Annotated in this window: 21 protein-coding genes; 14 read left to right on the plus strand and 7 right to left on the minus strand. The window is 68.0% G+C overall.

Annotation, left to right across the window (positions count from 1 at the left end; translation table 11 throughout):
• Positions 1-16: 16 nt before the first annotated feature.
• The 8 genes from AZL_RS05205 to AZL_RS35280 all read left to right on the plus strand — a co-directional run bounded on the left by AZL_RS05205 (position 17) and on the right by AZL_RS35280 (position 8,403).
• Positions 17-1,183, plus strand: a complete 1,167-nt coding sequence (locus AZL_RS05205) for a hypothetical protein (RefSeq protein WP_012973607.1) — start codon at positions 17-19, stop codon at positions 1,181-1,183.
• Between the two features lie 2 nt (positions 1,184-1,185).
• Positions 1,186-2,538, plus strand: coding sequence for a Tol-Pal system beta propeller repeat protein TolB (gene tolB, locus AZL_RS05210; RefSeq protein WP_012973608.1), 1,353 nt, complete (start codon positions 1,186-1,188; stop codon positions 2,536-2,538).
• Positions 2,539-2,709: 171 nt separating this feature from the next.
• Positions 2,710-3,177, plus strand: coding sequence for a peptidoglycan-associated lipoprotein Pal (gene pal, locus AZL_RS05215; RefSeq protein ID WP_012973609.1), 468 nt, complete (start codon positions 2,710-2,712; stop codon positions 3,175-3,177).
• A gap of 238 nt (positions 3,178-3,415) precedes the next feature.
• A complete protein-coding gene (gene ybgF / locus AZL_RS05220; protein WP_052293632.1) occupies positions 3,416-4,285 on the plus strand; it encodes a tol-pal system protein YbgF in 870 nt (289 codons plus the stop codon).
• On the plus strand, positions 4,273-5,631 hold the full coding sequence (gene tilS, locus AZL_RS05225) for a tRNA lysidine(34) synthetase TilS (protein WP_247894285.1): 1,359 nt from the start codon (positions 4,273-4,275) through the stop codon (positions 5,629-5,631). The genes ybgF and tilS overlap by 13 nt, the downstream gene beginning before the upstream one ends.
• Positions 5,632-5,713: 82 nt before the next feature.
• The gene (gene ftsH, locus AZL_RS05230; RefSeq protein WP_012973612.1) at positions 5,714-7,651 is read left to right on the plus strand and encodes an ATP-dependent zinc metalloprotease FtsH; all 1,938 of its coding nucleotides are present in this window, start codon (positions 5,714-5,716) and stop codon (positions 7,649-7,651) included.
• A 135-nt stretch (positions 7,652-7,786) separates the two neighbouring features.
• Positions 7,787-8,080, plus strand: coding sequence for a type II toxin-antitoxin system ParD family antitoxin (locus AZL_RS05235; protein WP_012973613.1), 294 nt, complete (start codon positions 7,787-7,789; stop codon positions 8,078-8,080).
• A 2-nt stretch (positions 8,081-8,082) separates the two neighbouring features.
• Positions 8,083-8,403: a type II toxin-antitoxin system RelE/ParE family toxin gene (locus AZL_RS35280; RefSeq protein ID WP_148219208.1), complete on the plus strand. Its 321-nt coding sequence runs from the start codon at positions 8,083-8,085 to the stop codon at positions 8,401-8,403.
• Positions 8,404-8,509: 106 nt separating this feature from the next.
• Here the strand turns inward: AZL_RS35280 and AZL_RS05240 are convergent, their stop codons facing one another.
• Both AZL_RS05240 and fabI read right to left on the minus strand, forming a co-directional pair.
• Positions 8,510-9,676, minus strand: a complete 1,167-nt coding sequence (locus AZL_RS05240) for a hypothetical protein (protein WP_012973614.1) — start codon at positions 9,674-9,676, stop codon at positions 8,510-8,512.
• A gap of 151 nt (positions 9,677-9,827) precedes the next feature.
• Positions 9,828-10,676: an enoyl-ACP reductase FabI gene (gene fabI, locus AZL_RS05245; protein WP_042442586.1), complete on the minus strand. Its 849-nt coding sequence runs from the start codon at positions 10,674-10,676 to the stop codon at positions 9,828-9,830.
• Positions 10,677-10,794: 118 nt separating this feature from the next.
• Here fabI and AZL_RS05250 point away from each other — a divergent pair, with 118 nt between their 5' ends.
• Positions 10,795-12,168 (plus strand): YihY family inner membrane protein, encoded by a 1,374-nt coding sequence (locus AZL_RS05250; RefSeq protein ID WP_247894286.1) that lies wholly within the window; start codon positions 10,795-10,797, stop codon positions 12,166-12,168.
• Between the two features lie 27 nt (positions 12,169-12,195).
• On the opposite strand, the gene AZL_RS05255 is transcribed toward AZL_RS05250, so the two are convergent.
• Together AZL_RS05255 and AZL_RS05260 are read right to left on the minus strand one after the other, a co-directional pair.
• Positions 12,196-13,149: a DnaJ C-terminal domain-containing protein gene (locus tag AZL_RS05255; protein WP_012973617.1), complete on the minus strand. Its 954-nt coding sequence runs from the start codon at positions 13,147-13,149 to the stop codon at positions 12,196-12,198.
• A gap of 51 nt (positions 13,150-13,200) precedes the next feature.
• Positions 13,201-13,671, minus strand: coding sequence for an RT0821/Lpp0805 family surface protein (locus AZL_RS05260; protein ID WP_012973618.1), 471 nt, complete (start codon positions 13,669-13,671; stop codon positions 13,201-13,203).
• Between the two features lie 202 nt (positions 13,672-13,873).
• On the opposite strand from AZL_RS05260, the gene pdxH reads away from it, so the two are divergent.
• From pdxH to AZL_RS05285, 5 genes are all read left to right on the plus strand, one after another.
• Positions 13,874-14,512 carry a pyridoxamine 5'-phosphate oxidase gene (pdxH, locus tag AZL_RS05265; protein ID WP_012973619.1) on the plus strand — a complete coding sequence of 213 codons (639 nt, stop codon included), beginning with the start codon at positions 13,874-13,876 and terminating at the stop codon, positions 14,510-14,512.
• Between the two features lie 129 nt (positions 14,513-14,641).
• On the plus strand, positions 14,642-15,547 hold the full coding sequence (locus AZL_RS05270) for a cation diffusion facilitator family transporter (RefSeq protein WP_371304230.1): 906 nt from the start codon (positions 14,642-14,644) through the stop codon (positions 15,545-15,547).
• Between the two features lie 205 nt (positions 15,548-15,752).
• A complete protein-coding gene (locus AZL_RS05275; RefSeq protein WP_063828232.1) occupies positions 15,753-17,144 on the plus strand; it encodes a methyl-accepting chemotaxis protein in 1,392 nt (463 codons plus the stop codon).
• Positions 17,145-17,231: 87 nt separating this feature from the next.
• Positions 17,232-18,344, plus strand: a complete 1,113-nt coding sequence (gene hypD, locus AZL_RS05280) for a hydrogenase formation protein HypD (protein WP_012973622.1) — start codon at positions 17,232-17,234, stop codon at positions 18,342-18,344.
• A gap of 176 nt (positions 18,345-18,520) precedes the next feature.
• Positions 18,521-19,342, plus strand: coding sequence for a universal stress protein (locus AZL_RS05285; RefSeq protein ID WP_012973623.1), 822 nt, complete (start codon positions 18,521-18,523; stop codon positions 19,340-19,342).
• Between the two features lie 51 nt (positions 19,343-19,393).
• On the opposite strand, the gene AZL_RS05290 is transcribed toward AZL_RS05285, so the two are convergent.
• From AZL_RS05290 to AZL_RS05300, 3 genes are all read right to left on the minus strand, one after another.
• Positions 19,394-20,929 (minus strand): methyl-accepting chemotaxis protein, encoded by a 1,536-nt coding sequence (locus AZL_RS05290; protein WP_247894287.1) that lies wholly within the window; start codon positions 20,927-20,929, stop codon positions 19,394-19,396.
• A 461-nt stretch (positions 20,930-21,390) separates the two neighbouring features.
• Complete coding sequence (locus AZL_RS05295; protein ID WP_012973625.1) at positions 21,391-21,852, minus strand: GNAT family N-acetyltransferase; 462 nt, start codon at positions 21,850-21,852, stop codon at positions 21,391-21,393.
• Between the two features lie 13 nt (positions 21,853-21,865).
• Positions 21,866-22,276: a hypothetical protein gene (locus AZL_RS05300; RefSeq protein WP_012973626.1), complete on the minus strand. Its 411-nt coding sequence runs from the start codon at positions 22,274-22,276 to the stop codon at positions 21,866-21,868.
• Between the last annotated feature and the right edge of the window lie 40 nt (positions 22,277-22,316).

Genomic DNA, 22,316 nt, shown 5'->3' on the forward strand with positions numbered 1-22,316 from the left:
GGCGGACGGAACTCCCATGCGCAAGCCCCTGATCGCCTCGGCGGTGCTGCACGTCGCGCTGGTCGCGCTGATGGTGCTCGGCCTGCCGCCCAGCGATCGCAAGCTGGAAATCGCCTCGTCGATCCCGATCGAGATCGTCGATGTCGGCGAGATCACCCAGGCCGCCCGCGTCGAGAAGGGCGAGCCCAAGCCGACGTCCAACGCCGCCCCGCGTCCGCCGATGCCGGAGGCCAAGCCAGCCCCGCCGGCGCCCGAGCCGCCGGATGCCGAGGACGAGCCGCCGCCTCCGCCGCCGCCGCCGACCAGGACGCCGGAGCCGCCCAAGGTCGCCCAAGTGCCGCCGCCGCCGCGCGAGCCGACGCCGCCGCCCAAGCCGGCGCCGACGCCTCCGCCTCCGCCACCCCCGCCGCCGCCGCCGGATCCGGCGCCGTCGCCGACTCCGAAGCCGCCGGAGCCGCCGAAGCCGGAACCTCCCAAGCCCGAGCCGCCGAAGCCCGAGCCCCCCAAGCCGGAACCCAAGAAGCCGGAGCCTCCCAAGCCGGAACCGCCGAAACCGGAACCGCCCAAGGCGGAGCCGAAGAAGCCGGAGCCTGCCAAGGAGCAGCCCAAGGAGGTCGCCAAGGCCGAGCCGAAGAAGGCGGAGGCCCCGGCCAAGCAGCCGGAGAAGCCTTCGGCCAAGACCGACCCGCTGTCCGACCTGCTGTCGAATGTCGGGAAGATCAAGCCGTCGGACAATCCGAAGGCGGACGGCAAGGCCCAGGCCAGCAACAACAGCGACGCCAAGCCCAGCCAGAAGACCGCGTCGGCGGCCCCGGCGGGCGCGGCGAAGGCGACGAACGGCCCCGACAAGCCATTCAAGCCGTCGGGCCGCGCGCTGGACGCCATCCGCGGCCAGTTGAGCAAGAACTGGAATTTCGACAGCGGCCGCAAGGACGCCGCGTCGATGCAGATCGAGATTCACGTCGAGGTCGGCCGCGACCACAGCGTGATCCGCGCCTGGATCGACGAGAAATACCGGTCGCGCTACATGTCGGACGCCGCCTTCCGGGCGTCGGCCGACGCGGCGGTGCGCGCGGTCAAGCGGTCCAGCCCGCTGGATTTGCTTGCCAGCGAGTTCACGTCGCAGACTTATGAAGACTGGCGCTTCATCGTGTTCAATTTCGACCCGAGGGACATGTTCTGACCATGACGACGAAGACGAGGCTTCTGCTGAAGCTGGCCGGGGCGACCGGCGCGCTTCTCCTCTCCCTCGGCGTTGCCGCTCCGCAGGAGGCGCGCGCCGAGTTGCGCATCGACATCACGCGGGGCGTGTCCGAGCCGCTGCCCATCGCGATCACCAGCTTCGCCGGATCGGGCGGGCGCGACGCCCAGATGGGCGCCGACATCTCCAAGGTCATCTCCGACGATCTGGAGCGGTCGGGCCTGTTCAAGCCGCTCGATCCGCGCGGCTTCCTACAGACGCCGGACCAGCTGCGCAGCGGCGAGCCGCGCTATCAGGACTGGAAGGCGCTGGGCGCCCAGGCCCTGGTCGCCGGCAACACCACGACGGGCGGCGACGGCCGCATGAAGGTCGATTTCCGCCTGTGGGACGTTGCCGCCGGCCAGTACATGCAGGGGCTGAGCTACAGCGCCTCGCCGCAGGAATGGCGCCGCATCGCCCACATCGTCGCCGACGCCATCTACAAGCGCCTGACCGGCGAGGACGGCTATTTCGACACGCGCATCGTCTATGTCGCCGAATCCGGCCCGGCGAACGCGCGCAAGAAGCAGCTGGCCATCATGGACCAGGACAGCGCCAACCATCAGTTCCTGACCGACGGCCAGACCCTGGTCCTGACGCCGCGCTTCTCGCCGACGTCGCAGGAAATCACCTACATGTCGTACTTCAACAAGAAGCCGCGCGTGTATCTGTTCAACATCGACACCGGTCGTCAGGAGGTGCTGGGCGACTTCCCCGGCATGACCTTCGCCCCGCGCTTCTCGCCGGACGGCAACAAGGTCATCATGTCGATGGCCCAGAACGGCAACACCGACATCTACACGCTGGATCTGCGCACCCGTCGCCAGACCCAGCTGACCGACGCGCCGGGCATCGACACCGCCCCCAGCTATTCGCCGGATGGCCAGCGCATCGTCTTCGAGTCGGACCGCGGCGGCACGCAGCAGCTGTACATCATGGGCGCCGACGGCTCGGGCGTGAAAAGGCTGACCTTCGGCGAGGGCCGCTACGGCACGCCGGTGTGGTCGCCGCGCGGCGATCTGATCGCATTCACGCGCCAGCGTGGTAGCAGCTTTGCAGTGGGCGTAATCCGTCCGGATGGGACGGGCGAGCGAATCCTGACCGAAGCCTTCCACGTCGAGGGTCCGACCTGGGCGCCCAACGGCCGTGTTCTCATGTTCTTCAAGGACTTGCCGTCGGGTGACGGCCGTGGCCGCAACGCGAAGCTGTACAGCATCGACATCACCGGCGCCAATGAGCGTCGCGTGAGCACCCCGGTCGACGCGTCGGACCCGGCATGGTCGCCCTTGATTCCCTAGTGGAGTAGCCCTATTTTGCGGCGGCGCGGGAGCAATGCCCAAGACAAAGGTCGATGTCGTCTTTTCGTCGGGGCTTGGCGGAAAGAAGCGGCCCCCGCGCAGACCAGGACTCGGCCATCCGGCAAGTTTCGTTCAATTACCAATCAAGTTTCGTTCAAGGGGTCCCTGAACATGCGCATGAAGTTCCTCGCCCTCGCCGCGGTCGCCCTGCTCGCCGCTTGCGAATCCACGCCGAACGACGCCGCCAACAGCGCCGCCACCGGTGCCCAGCAGTCGATCCGTCCGGGCTCGGCGGAAGATTTCGTCGTCAACGTCGGCGACCGCGTCTTCTTCGGCCTCGACCGCTTCGACCTGTCGCCGGAGGCTCGCGCCACCCTCGACCGTCAGGCCAAGTGGCTGCAGACCTACGGCTCGGTCACCGTCACCGTCGAGGGCCATGCCGACGAGCGCGGCACCCGCGAGTACAACCTGGCCCTGGGTGAGCGCCGCGCCAACTCGGTGAAGAACTACCTGGCCGCCAAGGGCATCCCGGCCAGCCGCGTCAACGTCGTGTCCTACGGCAAGGAGCGTCCGGCCGTGGTTGGCTCGAACGAGGCCGCCTGGTCGCAGAACCGCCGTGGCGTGACCGTCGTCAACTGATGACGCCGGTCCCCGCCTGACGGGGAACAGGGAAAGGGCGCCGCTTCCGGGCAACCGGGGCGGCGCCTTTTTCTTTTCGGGCGGCCTGCCGCGGCGTCCGGCCTTTTCCATCGGCGCCGGGTTCTTTGCGCCGGCGCGCAAGTTCTGCTAAACAGCGGCCATCGCGTCGCCTTTTTCGTTCGCCATGGTCGCCGTGGGTGCTCGCCCCGGCATCAGATCTCCTCAGGATCCCACGCGCATGACCACATTCCGTCCCGTCGCCGCCCTGCTGCTGGGTGGCATGTTCGCGGCAAGCCCCGCCCTGGCCCAGACGAAGGGGCAGATCGAGCGGCTGCAATCGCTGGAAACCCAGGTCGCGGCGCTGGGCGGGCCGGTGGAGGTGGCGCAGCTGTCGCCGTCCGTCGCCGCCGATTTCGAGATCCGGTTGCAGAATCTCGAACGCAGCATCCAGGATCTGACCGGCAAATACGAGGAATCGACCTATCAGGTGAGCCAGCTGCGCGAGCGGCTGGAGAAGGCCAACGCCGACATCGATTTCCGCCTGAAGGAGCTGGAGAAGGGCGGCGGGGCCACCGGCGGGGCGATGGGTGGCGCCATGGGTGGGGCGATGTCCGACTCGGCGCCGTCCAAGCCGTCGAAGGCCGCCGCCGCCGACGACAAGAAGGCGGCCGACAAGCCGGCGCAGAGCGCCGCGGCCAACCCGCCCTCCACCGCCGGCCTGTCGCCGGAAAAGCAGTATGAACAGGCGTTCGAGCTGCTGCGCAACTCCGACTATGACCGGGCGGAGAAGGCGTTGCAGGATTTCATCGCCAAGAACAAGTCCCACGCCTATGCCGGCAACGCCCAATATTGGCTGGGCGAGAGCTATTACGTCCGCAACAAGTTCCCGGAGGCGGCCCAGGCCTTTGGCGAGGTGCTGTCGAAATACCGCACCAACCCGAAGGCGGCGGACAGCCTGCTGAAGCTCGGCATGACCCTGCAACAGATGAACAGGAAGTCGGACGCCTGCACCGCCTTCAACCAGCTGATGAGCAAATTCCCCGAAGCCTCGGCCAGCGTGAAGCGCCGCGCCGATACGGAGCGCAAGCGCATCAATTGCCCGGCCTGATGGGCGACTCCGGCCCGGTCTCGCATCAGGAGTTCGCCCGCGCCCTGGCGGCGCTGGGCGGGTTCGAACCGGCGCCGGCCATCGCGGTCGGGGTTTCCGGCGGCGGCGACAGCGTGGCGCTGGCCCTGCTGCTGCGGCATTGGGTCGCGGAGCATGGCGGCAGCCTGCTGGCGCTGACCGTCGATCACGGGCTGCGCCCGGACTCCGCCGCCGAGGCGTCGGCGGTCGGGCGGACGATGGCCCGGCTCGACGTCCCCCATCATGTCCTGCGCTGGGAGGGGGAGAAGCCGTCCACCGGCTTGCAGGCGGCGGCCAGGGCGGCGCGGCACCGGCTGCTCGCCACCGCCTGCGCCGAGGCCGGCATCCTGCATCTGGCGCTGGCCCATCACCGCGACGATCAGGCGGAGACGGTGCTGCTGCGGCTGGCCCGCGGCTCTGGTGTCGACGGGCTGGCCGGCATGGCGCCGGTGCGCGCCGATGGCCCGGTTCGGATCATCCGGCCGCTGCTTGGTTTTCCCCATGACCGGCTGCTGGCGACCTGCCGCGCCGAGGGGGTGGGGTGGATCGAGGATCCGTCCAACGCCAATCCGCGCTTCGCCCGCGCCCGGCTGCGCGCCGCCAGCGATCTGCTGGGCGGGGAGGGGCTGGACGCCGACCGCTTGAGCGAGGTCGCCCGTCGCGCCGGCCGTGCCCGCGCCGCGCTGGAGCAGGCCACCGCCGCGCTGCTGGCCGACGCGGCGACCATCCATGCCGAAGGCTGGATCACGCTGGCGCGCGGGCCCCTGTCCGCCGCTCCGGCGGAGATCGCGCTCAGGGCGCTGGGGCGGACGCTGGCGGTGGTTGGCGGAGCCGCCGCCCATCCGGTGCGGGACGAGGCGCTGGAGCGGCTGCTCGGCACTCTGGCGGCAGGGCGGGGCGGGACGCTGGGCGGCTGCGTCGTGCGTCATCGTCGCGGCGCCATCATGATCGCGCGTGAGCCGGCGGCGGTGACGGAGCGGCTGACGGTGCCGCCTGGGGGCCGCGTCCTGTGGGATGGCCGATTCGACCTTTGGCTGTCGCCGCGCTGGAACCGGCCCGTCACGGTCGCGGCCCTGGGGGCGGCGGGCTGGCGGGAATGGGTTGCCCGGCCGGCGGCCGGACGACCGCCCGATCTGCCGGTTCCGGTGCGCGAATCGCTGCCAAGCCTTTGGTCGGGAACGGAATTGCTCGACCTGCCGATGGTGGGCGGCGGTCATGGATTCGACGCGGATGGACGGCACCCGATCGACCGCGCGAGATTCAGTCCGCCTTCCTCGTTGGGAAGACCAGCTTTTACGGTTGTTTCGGACCGTGACGGCATTATTTAATCAGGGAACGTGCCCGTAGGAGTCCGGGGTGCGGCCTTGTCGGCGCACCGCATGGCGATGGGTTCGCAGAAAGGCGTGTGACGTGAACAATTTCGGCAAGAACCTCGCTCTCTGGATCATCATAGGGCTGCTGCTGGTGGCCCTGTTCAACCTGTTCCAGAGTTCCTCCACCCGCAGCCCGCAAACGACCGTTCCGTTCAGCGAGCTTCTCGCCGAAGTGGACCGGGGCCAGGTCGCCGATGTGACCATCAAGGGCAACCAGGTTTCGGGCCATTTCTCCGACGGCCGCTCCTTCAGCACCTATGTCCCGCCCGAAGCGGGGCTGGTGGAGCGCCTGACCAACAAGAATGTCCGGATCAACGCGGTCCCCGACGACAGCAACGTGCCGTCGCTGTTCTCGGTGCTGCTGTCCTGGTTCCCGATGTTGCTGCTGATCGGCGTCTGGATCTTCTTCATGCGCCAGATGCAGTCCGGCGGCGGCAAGGCGATGGGCTTCGGCAAGTCGCGGGCCCGCCTGCTGACCGAGAAGGTCGGGCGCGTGACCTTCGACGACGTCGCCGGCATCGACGAGGCCAAGCAGGAGCTGACGGAGATCGTCGAGTTCCTGAAGGACCCGCAGAAGTTCCAGCGGCTGGGCGGCAAGATCCCGAAGGGCTGTCTGCTGGTCGGCCCGCCGGGCACCGGCAAGACGCTGACCGCCCGCGCGGTGGCCGGCGAGGCCAATGTGCCCTTCTTCACCATCTCCGGTTCGGACTTCGTCGAGATGTTCGTCGGCGTCGGCGCCAGCCGCGTCCGCGACATGTTCGAGCAGGGCAAGAAGAACGCCCCCTGCATCATCTTCATCGACGAGATCGACGCGGTCGGCCGCCATCGCGGCGCCGGCCTGGGCGGCGGCAACGACGAGCGCGAGCAGACCCTCAACCAGCTTCTGGTCGAGATGGACGGCTTCGAGGCGAATGAGGGCGTGATCCTGATCGCCGCGACCAACCGTCCGGACGTTCTCGACCCGGCGCTGCTGCGTCCGGGCCGCTTCGACCGTCAGGTCGTGGTGCCGAACCCCGACGTGCTGGGCCGCGAGAAGATCCTCAAGGTCCATATGCGCAAGGTCCCGCTGTCGCCGGACGTCGACGCCAAGGTCATCGCCCGCGGCACCCCCGGCTTCTCCGGCGCCGATCTGGCCAATCTGGTGAACGAGGCCGCCCTGCTGGCCGCCCGCATCGGCAAGCGCGTCGTCGGCATGGCCGAGTTCGAGGCGGCCAAGGACAAGGTCATGATGGGTGCGGAACGCCGCTCCATGGTGATGACCGAGGATGAGAAGAAGCTGACCGCCTATCACGAGGCCGGCCACGCCATCTGCGCCATCCATTGCGCCGACAGTGACCCGGTCCACAAGGCCACCATCATCCCGCGCGGCCGTGCGCTGGGCATGGTGATGCGTCTGCCGGAAGGCGACCGCATCAGCCTGTCGCAGGCCAAGCTGCTGGCCGACCTGACCGTCGCCATGGGCGGCCGCATCGCCGAGGAGCTGATCTTCGGCAAGGAGCGGGTGACCACCGGCGCCTCGGGCGACATCAAGATGGCGACCGAGATGTCGCGCCGCATGGTCACGGAGTGGGGCATGAGCGACAAGCTCGGCCCGCTTCTGTACGGCGAGCCGACGCAGGAGGTGTTCCTGGGCCATTCGGTGACCCAGCACAAGAACATGTCCGACCGCACCGCCCAGCTGGTCGACGAGGAGATCCGCCGCATCGTCGACGAAGCCTACGACCGCGCCCGGACCATCCTGACCGAGAACATCGACCAGCTGCACACCCTGGCCAAGGGCCTGCTGGAGTATGAGACGCTGAGCGGCGACGAGATCAACCGTCTGCTGCGCGGCGAGGCGATCCCGCGGGACGAGGAGCGCGAGACGATGGCGGTTCCGCCGCGTCCGACCCCCGGCAGCGGCCGCCGCTCCTCGGTTCCGCCCAGCACCGGGCAGGAGAGCGGGGGCATGGGTCCGGAACCGCAGGGCACCTGACGGTTCGGCGTTCCGAAATGAAGAAGGCGGCACCGCGAGGCGCCGCCTTTTTTCGTCGGATGAGGGTTGGTCGCGGGAGATTGACGGTTCGTCGGTTCGGTATCAGACTTTGACACCAGGAAAGGGAGAGATGGCATGTCTGGTCGGAACTTCAGCCTGACGGACCGCTTGAGCGACTTCATCGACCAGCAGGTCGAGCATGGGCGGCATCAGAACGCCAGCGAGGTCGTTCGCGAGGCGTTGCGCCGCTATCAGGACGATCTGGAGGCGGAGCAGGCGAGCCTTGCCGCCATCGGCGCCATTGCCCAGCGCGGCATTGCTGCGATCGAGCGGGGGGACTTCCGGCTTGTGCAGGACGAGGAGGGGCGTCGTGACCTGCTGGCCGACCTCAATCACCGTGCCGCCGCGCGCGCCGCCAGACGGGGGTGACGGTGAACGCCTTCCGCCTTTCCGGTCCGGCGGAGGCCGAGCTGGACGATATCTTGGACTGGAGCGAGCGGAACTTTCACGAGGTCGGGCGGATCCGTTACGCGGCGCTCCTTGTCCAGGCGATGCGGGACATCGTCGACGATCCGCGTCGCTCCGGCATCGAATGGGTACAGACGGCCGGGCAGCGCGTCGGGCTTTACCACTCGTGGCACAGCCGGACCCATATCGCCGATCCGGCGGACCGGATCCAGGCTCCGCGCCATCTCAGTCGTCTTTCGGCTAGGCGACGATGGGATCATCGACATCCTGGGCTTCGTCCATGAGAGCATGCTGCGCGGCCGGGCGCTGAGCAGGATCGTTCGGGCGAATGCCTGAAGGGGGCTTCGCCGCCTGAGGACCCGAATGGGCTTCAGGCGGCGAAGAAATGCCTCAGAGCGCGCCCTTCTGCTCGCGGCGGCGGTCGAGGGCCACGTCGAACTGGCGCAGCAGCTTCTGCATGCCTTCGAAGTACAGCTTGCGCGACGGCGTGTTCTTCATGCAGCGGGCGTCGAGATGGGCGACGCTGGTCAGCGCCGAGACGCAGTAGCCGAGCAGCCAGTAGCGCGAGCGGATGCTGCGCAGATAGTCGCGGAAGGGCTCCGGCTGGCCGTTCATGAAGCTGCTGAAGGAGGTCTCGTAATCCGACAGGATGGTGCGGATGTCGAGCAGCGTCGTCTCCAGCAGCTTGCCCACCTTCTCGATGTGCATCAGCAGCTGGGTCTCATAGGGCTTGTGCATGCGGATGTCGACCGGGATGCACTCGCGCGACTTCAGCCAGGTCAGGATGGTGCGGGCGCGCGGAGCGATGCGGCGCAGCTGGTATTCGTAGAAGGTCGTGCCCTTCCACGCGCTGAAGATGGTGTCGGCTTCCGACCGTTCGATGCCGAAGGCGGACACGAACAGCCCGGCTTCCTCCAGGTTGGGATTCCAGATCGCTTCCAGGAAGCGCTCGACGCTGCCGGCGTTGCCCTGGCCGCCGGACAGCGCCTTGCGGACGATCGGCTCGATGCGGGCGCGGATCAGGCGGCGGAGCTGATGGTCCTCCTCGTTGGAGATCAGCCAATGGCGCGGATCGACGGCGACCTTTTCCGCCTCGAAGCAGGTCTTCAGCAGGAAGGCGTCGAGCGACGGCACGTCGTCGATCATCGACAGCATCTTCATGTCGCCGATGATGCCGTTCTCCTGCGGCCCGTGCGTGATGCCGAACTGCTCTTCCAGCAGCGATTCGGCATTGCGGCCGCGCAGATAGATGGCGATGCCGCCCGCTTCCGGCGCACGGGCGTTGTGCGGCACATAGATGCCGGTCTCCACCGGGCGCGCGCCGCCCTCCAGCTCCTCGTCTTCCGACATGGGGTCGCCGCCGCCATCGTCGTCACGATCGTCGAAGTTCGGGTATTTGAAGAGGATGCAGTTGTTCAGGCCCTGCGCCTTGAACATGCGCTGCTCTTCGGGGATCTCGCGCGTGATGGCGATGAGATTCATCGACACGCTGGACCCGCCGTAAAGGATCTGCTCAAGGATCGGCGAAACCGAGTCCATTTTCTTGCGAGCGCGCATGAATATTACCCAAATCCGCGAATATTGCTCAAATCATAAACGCCGATTCCGCAAACGCAAAGAGGGATCGGCATGCCGATCCCTCCCTTCATCATGCGGTTGCCGGTGTCTTGAGGCCGCACAACCGGGCCGGTCGTCACCCGTGTTGGCCTCAACCCGCCTTCGGCGTGCCGCCCAGCGAGCCCAGCAGGCCGGCGACCTCGGCCGCCTCGTCGACCGCCACCATGCCGACGGTGTGATAGCCGCTGTCGACATGCATCACCTCGCCGGTGACGCCGCTGCCGAGATCGGACATCAGGAACAGGCCGGCGCCGCCGACCTCCTGGATGGTGACGTTGCGCTTCAGCGGGGCGTTCAGCTCGTTCCACTTCAGGATATAGCGGAAGTCGCCGATGCCACTGGCGGCCAGAGTTTTGATCGGGCCGGCGGAGATGGCGTTGACACGGATGTTGCGGCCCCCCAGATCGACGGCCAGGTAGCGCACGCTGGCCTCCAGCGCCGCCTTGGCGACACCCATCACATTGTAATGGGGCATGACGCGCTCGGCGCCGTAGTAGGATAGGGTGAGCAGGCTGCCGCCGTCCTTCATCAGCGGCACGGCGCGTTGCGCCACCGCGGTGAAGGAGTAGCAGGAGATGTCCATGGTGCGCAGGAAGTTGGCCCGCGTGGTGTCGAGATACAGCCCGTCCAGCTCGTTCTTGTCGGAAAAGGCGATGGCATGAACCACGAAGTCCAGCCCGCCCCACTCCTTCTCGATGGCGGCGAAGGTCGCGTCGATGCTGGCCTCGTCGGTGACGTCGCAGGGCAGGACGAGCTTGGCGCCGACCTGCTCGGCCAGCGGCTTCACCCGCTTCAGCAGGGCGTCGCCCTGATAGGTGAAGGCGAGCTCCGCCCCGTGCTGGGCCAGGGTGGAGGCGATCCCCCAGGCGATCGAGCGATCGTTGGCCACGCCCATGATCAGGCCACGCTTGCCGGCCATGAGCGGCATCGGATTGGACATCGGAACCTCGTGAACGACGGATGTAGCGCGGCCAACGCCGCGAAAAGTGCCGCGCATCCTACACGAAAGCGCCCGATGGTCAAACCGACGCGGGCGATCCCGCCGCGGGAGGTGCCGCATGGCTCCCCCTGAGGGCAAGGCGGGCGGCGGCATGGAGGAGGAGCGCGGCGGCATCCTGGCGGCGTTCCGGGAGCTCGGCGGCTTCTTCGGCCATTCGATGCTGCGCTTCTACAATGACAATTGCTTCCAGACCGCGGCGTCGCTGACCTACACGTCGCTGCTGGCGATCGTGCCGATCATGACGATCGGCTTCGCCGTCTTCTCGGCCTTTCCGGCCTTCAGCGCGTTGCAGATGCGCATCCAGACCGCCGTCATCAAGAATCTGGTGCCGGAGATCGGCGACGCCATCCTGGAATATCTCGGCCGCTTCATGGCCAATGCCGGGCAGATGCCGATCTTCGGGGTGATCGGGCTGGCGGTGTCGGCGGTGCTGCTGATCTGGACCATCGAAGGCTCCTTCGCCACCGTCTGGCGCGTGCGGGAACCGCGCTCCTACGTCACCCGCATCCTGTCCTTCTGGGCGGTGGTGTCGCTGACGCCGCTGTTCGCCGGCGCCAGCCTGTCCCTGTCCAGCACGCTGTGGACCGCGCTGGAGCTGGCGCATCTGGAAGGGGTGGTCCATCCGCTGGCCGGCATCGGCATGCTGCTGCCGTTCGGGTTGCAGTTGCTGGGCTGTTCGCTGCTGTATCTGGTGATCCCGAATCGCGAGGTGTTCTGGCTGGACGCGCTGTGCGGCGGCGCCATCGGCTCGATCCTGCTGGAGGGATCGAAGGCGATCTTCGGTTGGTACATGCGCGAATATCCGGCCTACCAGACCATCTACGGCGCCCTGTCGGTGGTGCCGATCTTCCTGTTCTGGCTCTATATCGCCTGGTCGACGGTGCTGTTCGGCGCGGTGGTCACCGCGTCGCTGCCGGAATGGCGGGCGGGCAAGGTCACCCGCGGCGGCATGGAGGGGCTGCTGCCGGCCCAACGGCTGGCGCTGGCGATGGCCGTGCTGCGCGAACTGATGGAGGCGAGCCGGTTGGGCGTCGGCATGCGCCGCCGCACCCTGGTCGGTCGGGTGCCGGTGGGCACGCTGCTGATCGACGGCATCCTGGAGCAGCTGCGCGATGCCCATTGGGTCGCCCACACCACGCGGGACGCCTGGGTGTCGACCCGCGACCTGGGCGAGGCGACGCTGCTGGACCTGATGAAGGCGCTGGGCATCGGCATGCGCGGCTCCGTCCATGGGCTGGGCGGTCTGGCCCCGCCCTGGCAGGAGCGCACCGCCCGTCTGCTCGACGCCGCCGAGGAGCGGCAAGGCGACCTTCTGAACGTTCCGCTCAAGACCCTGCTGACCGACGAGCCGCCGCCGGAGGGACAGCCGGCAGGGCAGGGGGCGGGGCAGGGGAATGCCGGGCCGGTGCCGCTGCGGGCGGTCAAGGGGTGACGGTCGGGGGACGAGGTGGCGGCCCGACTATTCCAGCCCGGCCTTCTTGCGGACGTCGTAGCTGCGGGTCTTCGCCCATTGTTCGACGAACTTGACCAGCTCGGCGTCGGGCGGATCGGGCAGGACGACCTTCAGCTTCACATATTGGTCGCCCGGCTGCTTGGTCGCCTGGTTCACCACGCCCTTGCCGCGCAGCCGCAGGACCGAGCCGGTGTTGGCGCCGGGCGGCACCTTCACCGCCACCTTGCCGCTGATGGTCGGCACGGTGATGGTGGCGCCCAGCACCGCCTCGTTCAGGGTGATCGGCAACTCCAGATGGATGTCGCCGTCCTGCCGGGTGAAGAAGGGGTGCGATTCGACATGCACCTCGACGATGGCGTCGCCGTTGGGCATGCCGCCCATGCCGGGCAAGCCCTGCCCCTTGAGCCGGAGCTTCGCCTCGTCCTCCGTCCCCGGAGGGATGGCGACGTCGATGCTCTTGCCGTTCGACAGGTTGATGCGGCGCTTCGATCCGTTCGCCGCCTCGACGAACGGCACGGTGACGGAATAGGAGATGTCGCTGCCGCGCACCTTCGGCCCGGTCGAGCCGCCCGTGCCGGCACCGGCGCCCGTGCCGCCGGGGCGGCGCCGGCCGCCGCCGAACAGGTCGGAGAACCAGTCGTCGCCGCCGCCGAAGAAGCTGTCGTCGGCGGTGCCGCTGTAGGCGTTGCCCCGGCTGGTCCGGCCACGCGGGCCGAAGCCCGCGTGCCGTTCCTGCCCCGCCGGGTCGATCTCGCCGCGGTCGTAGCGGGCGCGCTTCTCGGCATCCGACAGCAGCGTGTAGGCGGCCGAGATTTCCTTGAACCGTTCCTCGTTGGCGGCGTCGCCCGGTTTCAGATCCGGGTGATGCTGTTTGGCGAGCTTGCGGTATGCCTTCTTGATGTCATCGGCACTGGCGGACCGGCTGACGCCGAGAACGCTGTAGGGATCGCGCGTGGCCACGGGCAGAAAGTTCCCGCCCCAGGGGGGCTCAAAGGTTGCGGGTCGGCTCTATCAGTTCCCGACGATCTTCCACGTACCATCGGCCTGTTTGCAAGCGGTTCCGTACGCCTGCTCGGTCCGGCCCCTGACGACGATGGTCTGCTGGTACTCGCGGCAGTAGGTGCCGCTGTTGCTGTAGCCGTCGCGGGTGGTCACGATGGTGCCGGAATTGCCCGACTGCGGGTTGTTCCAGTTGATGCGCTCGCCGACCGGGGCGGCATAGGCCTGGCGGGCCGCCGTCTCGGCATAGCCGGCGTCGGCCTTGTCGAGCGAGCTGCCGATCTCCTTGCCGATGAAGGCGCCCAGCAGCGTGCCGACGCCGGTCGCCACCAGCTTGCCCGTTCCGCCGCCGATCTGTGAGCCGATCAGTCCGCCGGCCACCGCGCCGCCGACCGTGCCGACCGTTTCCTTCTCACCGCCCGTCTGGCACCCGGCCAGCAGGCCCACGGCGATCATGGCCGGAACGACTTTCTTCACGAACATCCTTGCGCCTCGAAAAGGTTGGTTCCCGCGCCAGCCAATCGGTGGCTTCGCGGTGGACAGTGATATAAGCGACCCTATGCTTGCTGTGAATTGTGATGAGGCTGTGACCCTTACGCTTTTGCACGGAAGCCCGCCCGCGCCATCGGCCGACGGCGTCGCCCGGCCGGTTCCGCGCGGGACCCATCGAGACAGGACCACAGGCATGACGGACTCCCAAGACCGCGACCCCTACGACCTCTTCGCCGACTGGATGAGGGAGGCGGAGCAGAGCGAACCCAACGATCCCAACGCCATGGCGCTGGCCACCGCCGACGCCAACGGCATTCCGTCGGTGCGCATGGTGCTGCTGAAGGGGATCGACCCGCGCGGCTTCGTCTTCTACACCAACACCGAGAGCCGCAAGGGCGCGCAGCTGCTGGCGAATCGGAACGCCGCCCTGTGCTTCCACTGGAAGAGCCTGCGCCGTCAGGTGCGGGTGGAGGGTGCCGTCGAGATCGTCACCGACGCCGAGGCCGACGCCTATTTCGAGAGCCGCCCGCGCGAAAGCCGGATCGGCGCCTGGGCGTCGCTGCAATCGCGCCCGCTGGAGGGCCGGTGGGAGCTGGAGAAGCGCGTGGCGCAGTTCGCCGCCAAATACGCCATCGGCACCGTGCCGCGGCCGCCGCACTGGACCGGCTTCCGCGTGCTGCCGCGGCGGATCGAGTTCTGGCGCGACCGCCCGTTCCGCCTGCATGACCGGCTGGTGTTCCTGCGCGCCGCCGAGGAAGCGGCCGGGGGAGCGGCGGCCGGGGGAACGGAAGGCAATCCGCCGGGTTGGATCACCGAGCGGCTTTATCCGTAACGGAGCGCCCCGTGAGGCCGCCGGCCGTAAGCGACCTGTAAGGACGGGAGGCTACGGTCGCGCGCCGGCCCCGGCGGTGGCGGCGGGGGGCTTCGCGGATCGGGGGGACGGGTGAGCGACAAGGTGGAAATGACGGCATCGGCGGATCGGCTGCGCCGCTACGCCACCTATGCCAGCGTGTCGGTGGCCTCCACCCTGATCGCGGCGAAGCTGGCGGCCTATCTGCTGACCGAATCGGTCAGCATCCTGTCGTCGCTGATCGATTCCTGCACCGATCTGATGGCGTCGGTGGTGACGCTGCTGGGGGTGCGCCACGCCCTGCGTCCGGCCGACGCCAACCACCGCTTCGGCCATGGCAAGGCGGAGGCGCTGGCGGCACTGGCCCAGGCCGCCTTCATCGCCGGATCGGCGGTGCTGCTGACCGTCGAGGCGGTGCGTCGGCTGATCCGGCCGGAGCCGATCGCCGAGGGCACGATGGGCATCGCCGTGATGGTGTTGTCGATCCTGCTGACCGCCGGCCTGATCACCTTCCAGCGCCGTGTCCAGATGGCGACCGGGTCCGTCGCCATCGGGGCGGACCGGCTGCATTATTCCGGCGACCTGCTGATGAACGGCGCGGTCATCGTCGCCATCCTGCTGACCGAGGCGACGGGGTTGACCGCCGTCGATCCGCTGTTCGGCATCGGGATCGCCCTGTTCCTGCTGAACGGCGCCCGCGGCGTGGGGAGCGACGCCCTGGACGTGCTGATGGACCGCGAACTGGGCGGGGAGGAGCGCGGGCGGATCGCGGCACTGGCGCTGGCGGAGCCGGGGGTGCGCGGCCTGCACGATCTGCGCACCCGCAATGCCGGCACCGGCTGCTTCATCGAGCTGCATCTGGAGCTGGACGGCGGCCTGACCCTCGATGCCGCCCACGAGATCGCCGACCGGGTGGAGCTGCGGTTGCGCGAGGCCTTCGCCAATTCCGAGGTCATGGTCCATCAGGAGCCGGCCGGGCTGGCCGACGAGCGGCTGGACCATCGGATCGCCGGCTGACGGCGATCCAACGGGCCGGTCCGCCGCCCGCGATACGGGGGCCGGGCCGTCCCGGCGCGTGACTTCCCCTTAGGATATCCTACCAAAGGACAGGGGGGCCGGGGGTGACTCCGGTCCCCGGTTCATTGCGATTCCGTATCAAAAGCGCAATAATAGTTCCCGGGAGAAAGCGTCCAGTTATAAAACAGCAAAAATGGTGGGCATAATGGATGGGAGCTTTGCGCTTCGGCCGCATCTGATCGCGGACATCGCGGAGGAGGCGGGCAATCTCGGCATCGAGATCGCGGACATCGCCGGCCACATCGAGGATGTGAACGCCCGCGTCACCCACCAGTCGGACGTCTTCGCGCAGCTGCGCGAGACCAGTATTAAAATGTCGCGCAGCACGCTGAGGATTTCCGAGGCGTCGGCCATCGCCCGCTCCGTCACCGAACAGGCGCGCCACGAGGTCGACAGTTCCCATGACCGGGTGCAGCGGTCACTGTCCGACATCCATGCGCTGGTCGCGTCGGTGACGGGGATCGAAGGGCAGATCGCCGGCCTGCGCGATGCGCTGGACCGCGTCGGCAAGGTCGCCAAGGAGATCTTCACCATCGCCAAGCAGACCAACCTGCTGGCCCTGAACGCCACCATCGAGGCGGCGCGGGCCGGCGAGGCCGGGCGCGGCTTCGCCGTGGTGGCGAACGAGGTGAAGTCGCTGTCGACCAAGACCAGCGAGGCGACGACGGAGATCGACGCGACCCTGAAGCTGCTGAACGACCAGGCCCAGCGGCTGATGGCGGAGAGCGCGGCCAGCGCCACCAAGGCCCGCGCGGTCAGCGAGGGCACCGCCGCCATCGGTACGGTGATCGAGACGGTCGGCCGCGCCATGCGCGAGCTGAATGGCGAGGCCGACAAGATCGACGCCGCCTCGGCCGAGATCGGCGGCAATTGCGGCGAGCTGGAGCGCGAGATCGGCGATCTGGCGGCGGGCGTGAAGCTGTCCAGCGACAATCTGGCGCAGGCGCGCGACCGGGTGAACACCCTGGTCGGCATGAGCGAGCGGCTGATCGGCGTCACCGCCGAACTGAACATCGAGACGGTCGATACCCCCTTCATCACCGCCGTCACGGCGGCCGCCGCCAAGGTGTCGGCCGCCTTCGAGGCGGCGCTGGCCAGCGGCGCCATCAGCGAGGCCGACCTGTTCGACCGCGATTACCAGCCGGTCGCCGGATCGGACCCGCAGCAGGTGCTCACCCGCTACACCCAGCTGTGCGACCGCGTGCTGCCCGGCATCCAGGACCCTGTGCTGTCGGGCAACGGCCGCATCGTCTTCTGCGTGACGGTGGACGAGAACGGCTATCTGCCCACCCACAACCGCCAGTTCAGCCAGCCCCAGGGCCGCGATCCGGTGTGGAACGCCGCCAACTGCCGCAACCGCCGCATCTTCAACGACCGGGTCGGGCTGGCCGCCGGACGCAACACCAAGCCCTTCCTGCTCCAGACCTACCGGCGCGACATGGGCGGCGGCAAATTCGCCCTGATGAAGGACGTCTCCGCCCCGGTCACCGTGCGCGGCCGCCATTGGGGCGGGCTGCGGCTGGCCTACAAGGTGTGATCGCGTGGCCTCCCCGACATCCCTCTTGATCCGTATCAACGCATGGGATCAGCCTTGCGGGTGAAATGGCGGGCAGAGGGAGCGACCATGAAGTATGTCGACGAGTTCCGTGATCCGGTTCTGGCCCGCAACGTCGCCGCCGCCATCGCGCGCGAGGTGAGGGCCGACCGCGCCTATCACCTGATGGAGTTCTGCGGCGGCCACACCCACGCCATCTCCCGCTATGGCATTCCCGACCTGCTGCCGGACAATGTCCGCATGATCCACGGGCCGGGCTGCCCGGTCTGCGTGCTGCCGGTGGGGCGGATCGACGACGCCATCGCGCTGGCCCGCCGGCCGGAGGTGACGCTCTGCACCTATGGCGACGTGATGCGGGTGCCGGGGTCGGGCCGGCTCAGCCTGCTGAAGGCCAAGGCGCAGGGCGCCGACGTGCGCATGGTGGTTTCGGCCGACGCGGCGGTGCGCATCGCCGCGGAGACCCCCGACCGCCAGGTCGTTTTCCTCGCCATCGGTTTCGAGACGACGACCCCGCCGACCGCGCTGGCGGTGCGGATGGCGGCGGCCCAGGGGCTGACCAACTTCTCCGTCTTCTGCAACCATGTGCTCACCCCCTCGGCCATCCAGGGCATCCTGGCGGGCAAGGAGGAGGGGCTGTCGCTGGACGGCTTCGTCGGGCCCGCCCATGTCTCCGTCGTCATCGGCTCCGACGCCTACGCCCCGGCCGCGGTGGAGCATGGCAAGCCGGTGGTGATTTCCGGCTTCGAGCCGCTGGACGTGCTGCAATCCATCCTGATGCTGGTCCGCCAGATCAATGACGGGCGGGCGGAGGTAGAGAACCAGTTCACCCGCGCCGTCACCGCCGAGGGCAACCGCAAGGCCCAGGCGCTGGTGCTGGAGATCTTCGAGACGCGGGCCTCCTTCGAATGGCGCGGCCTGGGCGGCATCCCGCACAGCGGGCTGAAGCTGCGCGAGGCCTATGCCGCCTTCGATGCCGAGCGGCGTTTTCCCATCGCCGGGGCCAGCGTGCCCGATCACAAGGGCTGCGATTGCGGCGCCATCCTGCGCGGGGTGAAACGGCCGGTCGACTGCAAGCTGTTCGACACCGTCTGCACGCCGGAAAACCCGATGGGATCCTGCATGGTCTCCGCCGAGGGCGCCTGCGCCGCCCATTACACCTATGGGCGGTTCCGCGACGCCTGACCGGGAGCGGGCATGGGGCCGCCTGATCGGTGTCCTTGCGGCTTTTCGCCGCAGGGCGGGCGAAGGTCGCCCGGTTGGACCATGATGCTTGGCGAACATTCCGCGAGTCGCTCTGTTCGCGCCGCGGAGAATGACGGATGCCGGCAGGCATCGCATTTCACACCGGGAGGACCCGCATGAGCTACAAGCATATCCTCGTCCATCTCGACGGCAGCCCGCATGTCGAGGCGCGGCTCGACGCCGCCATCGCGCTGGCCCAGCGCCATGGCGCCTTTCTGCGCGGCCTGTTCGCCCAGGGCGACCGCAACGCCACCAGCGTGATCGCCCGCCGCTCCAGCGACCATCTGGTCGAGGCCGCCGCGGCCAGCGAGGCCCTGTTCACGGAGAAGCTCGCCGCCGCCGGGCTGGAGGGCCATTGGCACGGCCTGACCCATGGCGAATACAACCATGTCATCCGCGAGGTCATCATCTGGTCGCGCTTCGCCGACCTGACGGTGCTGGGCCAGTATGACCGCGAGGCAGGATCGCAGGCGGCGCCGGAGGAGCTGAACGAACAGGTTGTGCTGAATTCCGGCCGCCCGGTGCTGGTCATTCCCTATGCCGGCCGCTTCCCGGTGACCGGCAGGCGCGTCGCCGTCGCCTGGAACGCGGAGCGCGAGGCCGCCCGCGCCCTGTCCGACGCCATGCCGATGCTGGAGAAGGCCGACGAGGTGACGGTCATCACCGTGCTGACCCAGGCTTCCTCCTCCGCACCCGAGGCGCCGCGGGTCGGGCTGCTCGACCATCTCGCCTTCCACGGGGTGACGGCGGAGCAGACCCATTTCACCGTGACCGACATCGGCGCGATGGACGCGCTGCTGGCCCGCGCCATGGACACCGGCGCCGATCTGCTGGTGATGGGGGCCCATGGCCATTACGGTTTCCCGTTCCTGCACCGCGGCAGCGGGACGCGCCATGTCCTGCGCACCTGCCCGGTGCCGCTGCTGCTGTCGCATTGAGGGAGGCGGGAGGAGGGGCGGCCAGCGCGGCCGCCCGTCCCCCGAAACGCCTCACGCCGCCTTCACCCCGGCCAGGAAGCTTTCGACCTCCCGGTGCAGGCGGGTGGCTTCGGTGGTGAGATGGTCGGCGACGTTGCGGACATCGCCGGCGGCGCGGCCGGTGTCGCCGGCGGCCCGGGTGACGTCGATGATGGTGCTACTGACCTGCTGCGTACCCTGGGCCGCCTCCTGGACGTTGCGGCTGATCTCCTGGGTCGCGGCGCTCTGCTGTTCCACCGCCGAGGCGATGGTGGCCGAGATCTGGCTGATCTCTCCGATGATCCGGCCGATCTCCTCGATGGCGGACACGGCCTCGCGGGTGGCGCCCTGGATGGTGGCAATCTGGCCGGTGATGTCCTCCGTCGCCTTGGCCGTCTGGTTGGCGAGGCTCTTGACCTCGCTGGCGACGACGGCGAAGCCCTTGCCGGCCTCGCCCGCCCGTGCCGCCTCGATGGTGGCGTTGAGCGCCAGCAGGTTGGTTTGGGCGGCGATGTTGTTGATGAGATCCACCACCTCGCCGATTTTCTGCGCCCCTTCGGCAAGACCTGAGACGACCCCGTTGGCGCGGCTGGCGCCGCCGACCGCCTGTTCGGCGACCCGGGTCGACTGGGCGACCTGACGGCCGATCTCGGCGATGGAGGAGGACAGCTCCTCCGCCGCCGAGGCGACGGTCTGGACGTTGGCGGAGGCCTGTTCGGCGGCCGAGGCCACGGTGGTGCTCTGGCGGTTCGCCTCGTCGGCGGTGGTGGTCAGCGTGCCGGCCGACTGCTGCATCTGGGTCGCCGCCCCCGACAGGCCCTGCACGACGGTGGTCACATTGCGTTCGAAGCCGTGCATCAGCTCCTCCAGGCGGGCGGCCCGGCGGGATTTCGCCTCCTCCTCGGCGCGCTGGACGGCGGCGAGCCGGTCGGCTTCGATGGCGTTGCGCTTGAACACATCCACCGCCTCGGCCATGGCGCCGACCTCGTCCCCGCGGCCGACACCGGGCACCTCGACCGCGCGGTCGCCGCCGGCCAGCCGGCCCATGGCGGCGGTCATGGCGACGATCGGCGAGGCGATGGCACGGCGCAGCAGCAGGCAGGCGACCGCGGCGACCAGCACCGAAATCAGCGCGCCGATGACGGAGGTGGCATAGCCGGTGGAGAAGGCGGTCTTCTGCTCGGTATTGCGGACCTTCAGCAGCGCATGCTCCGCCTCGTCGATCTGGGAGACCAGCATGCGGATATTGTCCATCGATTCCTTACCCAGCGCCTTCGCCTCCATCGCGCGGGCCTCCTCGCGCGTTTCCGGTCTGGACATCAGGGCGATCTCCTTTTCGGCCACCGTTTCCCGCCAAGCCGTGGCGTGCTTGCGCAGATCATCGAGCCGCGCCTGCTGCTGCGGGTTGTCGGCGGTCAGGGCGGTGACCTCGGACAGGGCGCGGTCGAAGGCCTGACGACCCTTGTGGAAGGGGTCGAGAAAGCTCTGGTCGCCGCTGACCAGATAGCCGCGCAATCCGGTTTCCTGATCGATCATCGCCGTCATCGCCGCGTCGGTGGTCTGGATCACGCGATAGGTGTGGAGAGTCCAGCCGATCGAGGTCTGAATTGATGATAAAGTTAAATAATTGACAGAACTGATTGCGCCAATGATGACAATCAGCGTGATGAATGATGTCAGCAATTTTCCGCCGATGCGGAGGTTGGCGAACCAGGTCATATCGTTACACCTCATATAGCTGAACAGAGTTCCGAATTTGAGAACTGGGTCTCTTCTCGCGAACCCCAGAGGATTGAGTGACCCGATCGAACAGATCGAATTAAATCTGAGTTACGATTGCAATTAAGGTTTCGATCATCGCAAATTCTGCTTATGACCGAATCCCGACCCCTTCACATAGGGCCTATGGCTATCGTTAAGGTTGATTAAAAACAATGGTTTGTCGCGTCAATTTCCCGGGTGCAGGCAACGGAATCGGCGCCCGGAGGGCGTGTGTCATTGTGTCACATCAACCAGGAGAGGAGTTTTCCTCAGCGGCGCAGCCGCATATCGATATGCGGGATGCCGAAATCATCGTAAGGTTCGCCGTCGCGGACGAAGCCGAAGCCGCCGTAGAAACGTTCAAGATGAAGTTGCGCGCCGATCGTCACGTCGCATTGCGGCCAGCCTTCCGCTAATACCTTCAGGGCTTCCGCCACCAGCAACCGCCCCAGTCCGGTGGATCGATGGGACGCGGCGACGGCCAGTCGGCCGAAGGAGGCGGACGTTCCCGACTCCGTGCCCTCCGGGGCGAGGCAGCGGGCGCAGCCGACGATTGCGCCGCCCTCATCCCTGGCGATCAAATGCAGCGCTCCGGGATCGCGCCCGTCGATGTCGGGGTAGGGGGAGTTCTGTTCGACCACGAACACCTGGCCGCGCAGGGCCAGCAGGTCATGCAGCTCGGTCAGGGTCAGGGTATCGAAGGCGACGCGACGGATGGTGGCGGGAGTCATCGTGGCGGCGGGCTCAGGCGATGGCGTTGCGGATCAGGTAGTCGGCGATGTCCTTGGGCTTGACCTTGATGTCGGTCAGCGGCTCGTCGGCGGTCATCGCCTTGGCGACCAGCAGGCTGTTCTGCACATTGGTCAGCGTGACGCGGAACATGCCGGCCGCGCCCTTGAGACGCGGGTAATAGGTGGGATCGATCACCTTCTCGCGCCGGCCGAGCCGGGCCAGCGCGGTCTCCTCGTCCAGCCCGTCGGCCTGCCTGGACTGGACCAGCTTCCAGTCGGATTCGCCACCCCAGCCGGCGGCGATGGCGGCCTTGGCGGCGGCCTCATCCTCGGCGACGCCCAGCTTGTAGATGTGCTTTCCCTGTCCGACGTCGGATGCCCATTTGGTCAGGGCGGCGCTGCGCGCGACATAGACGAGGGCCATGGCGGCTCGATCCTTCCGCTGGGAATGAACTGGCGGACAT

Origin of the sequence: Azospirillum sp. B510 (genome assembly GCF_000010725.1) — a bacterium.
GTDB lineage: Bacteria > Pseudomonadota > Alphaproteobacteria > Azospirillales > Azospirillaceae > Azospirillum > Azospirillum lipoferum_B.

Bases quoted from the DNA above. Each gene is read 5' to 3' on its own strand.
- AZL_RS05205 (WP_012973607.1), top strand. From the start codon at position 17: ATGCGCAAGCCCCTGATCGCCTCGGCGGTGCTGCACGTCGCGCTGGTC.
- tolB (WP_012973608.1), top strand. From the start codon at position 1,186: ATGACGACGAAGACGAGGCTTCTGCTGAAGCTGGCCGGGGCGACCGGC.
- pal (WP_012973609.1), top strand. From the start codon at position 2,710: ATGCGCATGAAGTTCCTCGCCCTCGCCGCGGTCGCCCTGCTCGCCGCT.
- ybgF (WP_052293632.1), top strand. From the start codon at position 3,416: ATGACCACATTCCGTCCCGTCGCCGCCCTGCTGCTGGGTGGCATGTTC.
- AZL_RS05235 (WP_012973613.1), top strand. From the start codon at position 7,787: ATGTCTGGTCGGAACTTCAGCCTGACGGACCGCTTGAGCGACTTCATC.
- AZL_RS05240 (WP_012973614.1), bottom strand. From the start codon at position 9,676: ATGCGCGCTCGCAAGAAAATGGACTCGGTTTCGCCGATCCTTGAGCAG.
- fabI (WP_042442586.1), bottom strand. From the start codon at position 10,676: ATGTCCAATCCGATGCCGCTCATGGCCGGCAAGCGTGGCCTGATCATG.
- AZL_RS05250 (WP_247894286.1), top strand. From the start codon at position 10,795: ATGGCTCCCCCTGAGGGCAAGGCGGGCGGCGGCATGGAGGAGGAGCGC.
- AZL_RS05260 (WP_012973618.1), bottom strand. From the start codon at position 13,671: ATGTTCGTGAAGAAAGTCGTTCCGGCCATGATCGCCGTGGGCCTGCTG.
- pdxH (WP_012973619.1), top strand. From the start codon at position 13,874: ATGACGGACTCCCAAGACCGCGACCCCTACGACCTCTTCGCCGACTGG.
- AZL_RS05270 (WP_371304230.1), top strand. From the start codon at position 14,642: ATGACGGCATCGGCGGATCGGCTGCGCCGCTACGCCACCTATGCCAGC.
- AZL_RS05275 (WP_063828232.1), top strand. From the start codon at position 15,753: ATGGATGGGAGCTTTGCGCTTCGGCCGCATCTGATCGCGGACATCGCG.
- hypD (WP_012973622.1), top strand. From the start codon at position 17,232: ATGAAGTATGTCGACGAGTTCCGTGATCCGGTTCTGGCCCGCAACGTC.
- AZL_RS05285 (WP_012973623.1), top strand. From the start codon at position 18,521: ATGAGCTACAAGCATATCCTCGTCCATCTCGACGGCAGCCCGCATGTC.
- AZL_RS05295 (WP_012973625.1), bottom strand. From the start codon at position 21,852: ATGACTCCCGCCACCATCCGTCGCGTCGCCTTCGATACCCTGACCCTG.
- AZL_RS05300 (WP_012973626.1), bottom strand. From the start codon at position 22,276: ATGGCCCTCGTCTATGTCGCGCGCAGCGCCGCCCTGACCAAATGGGCA.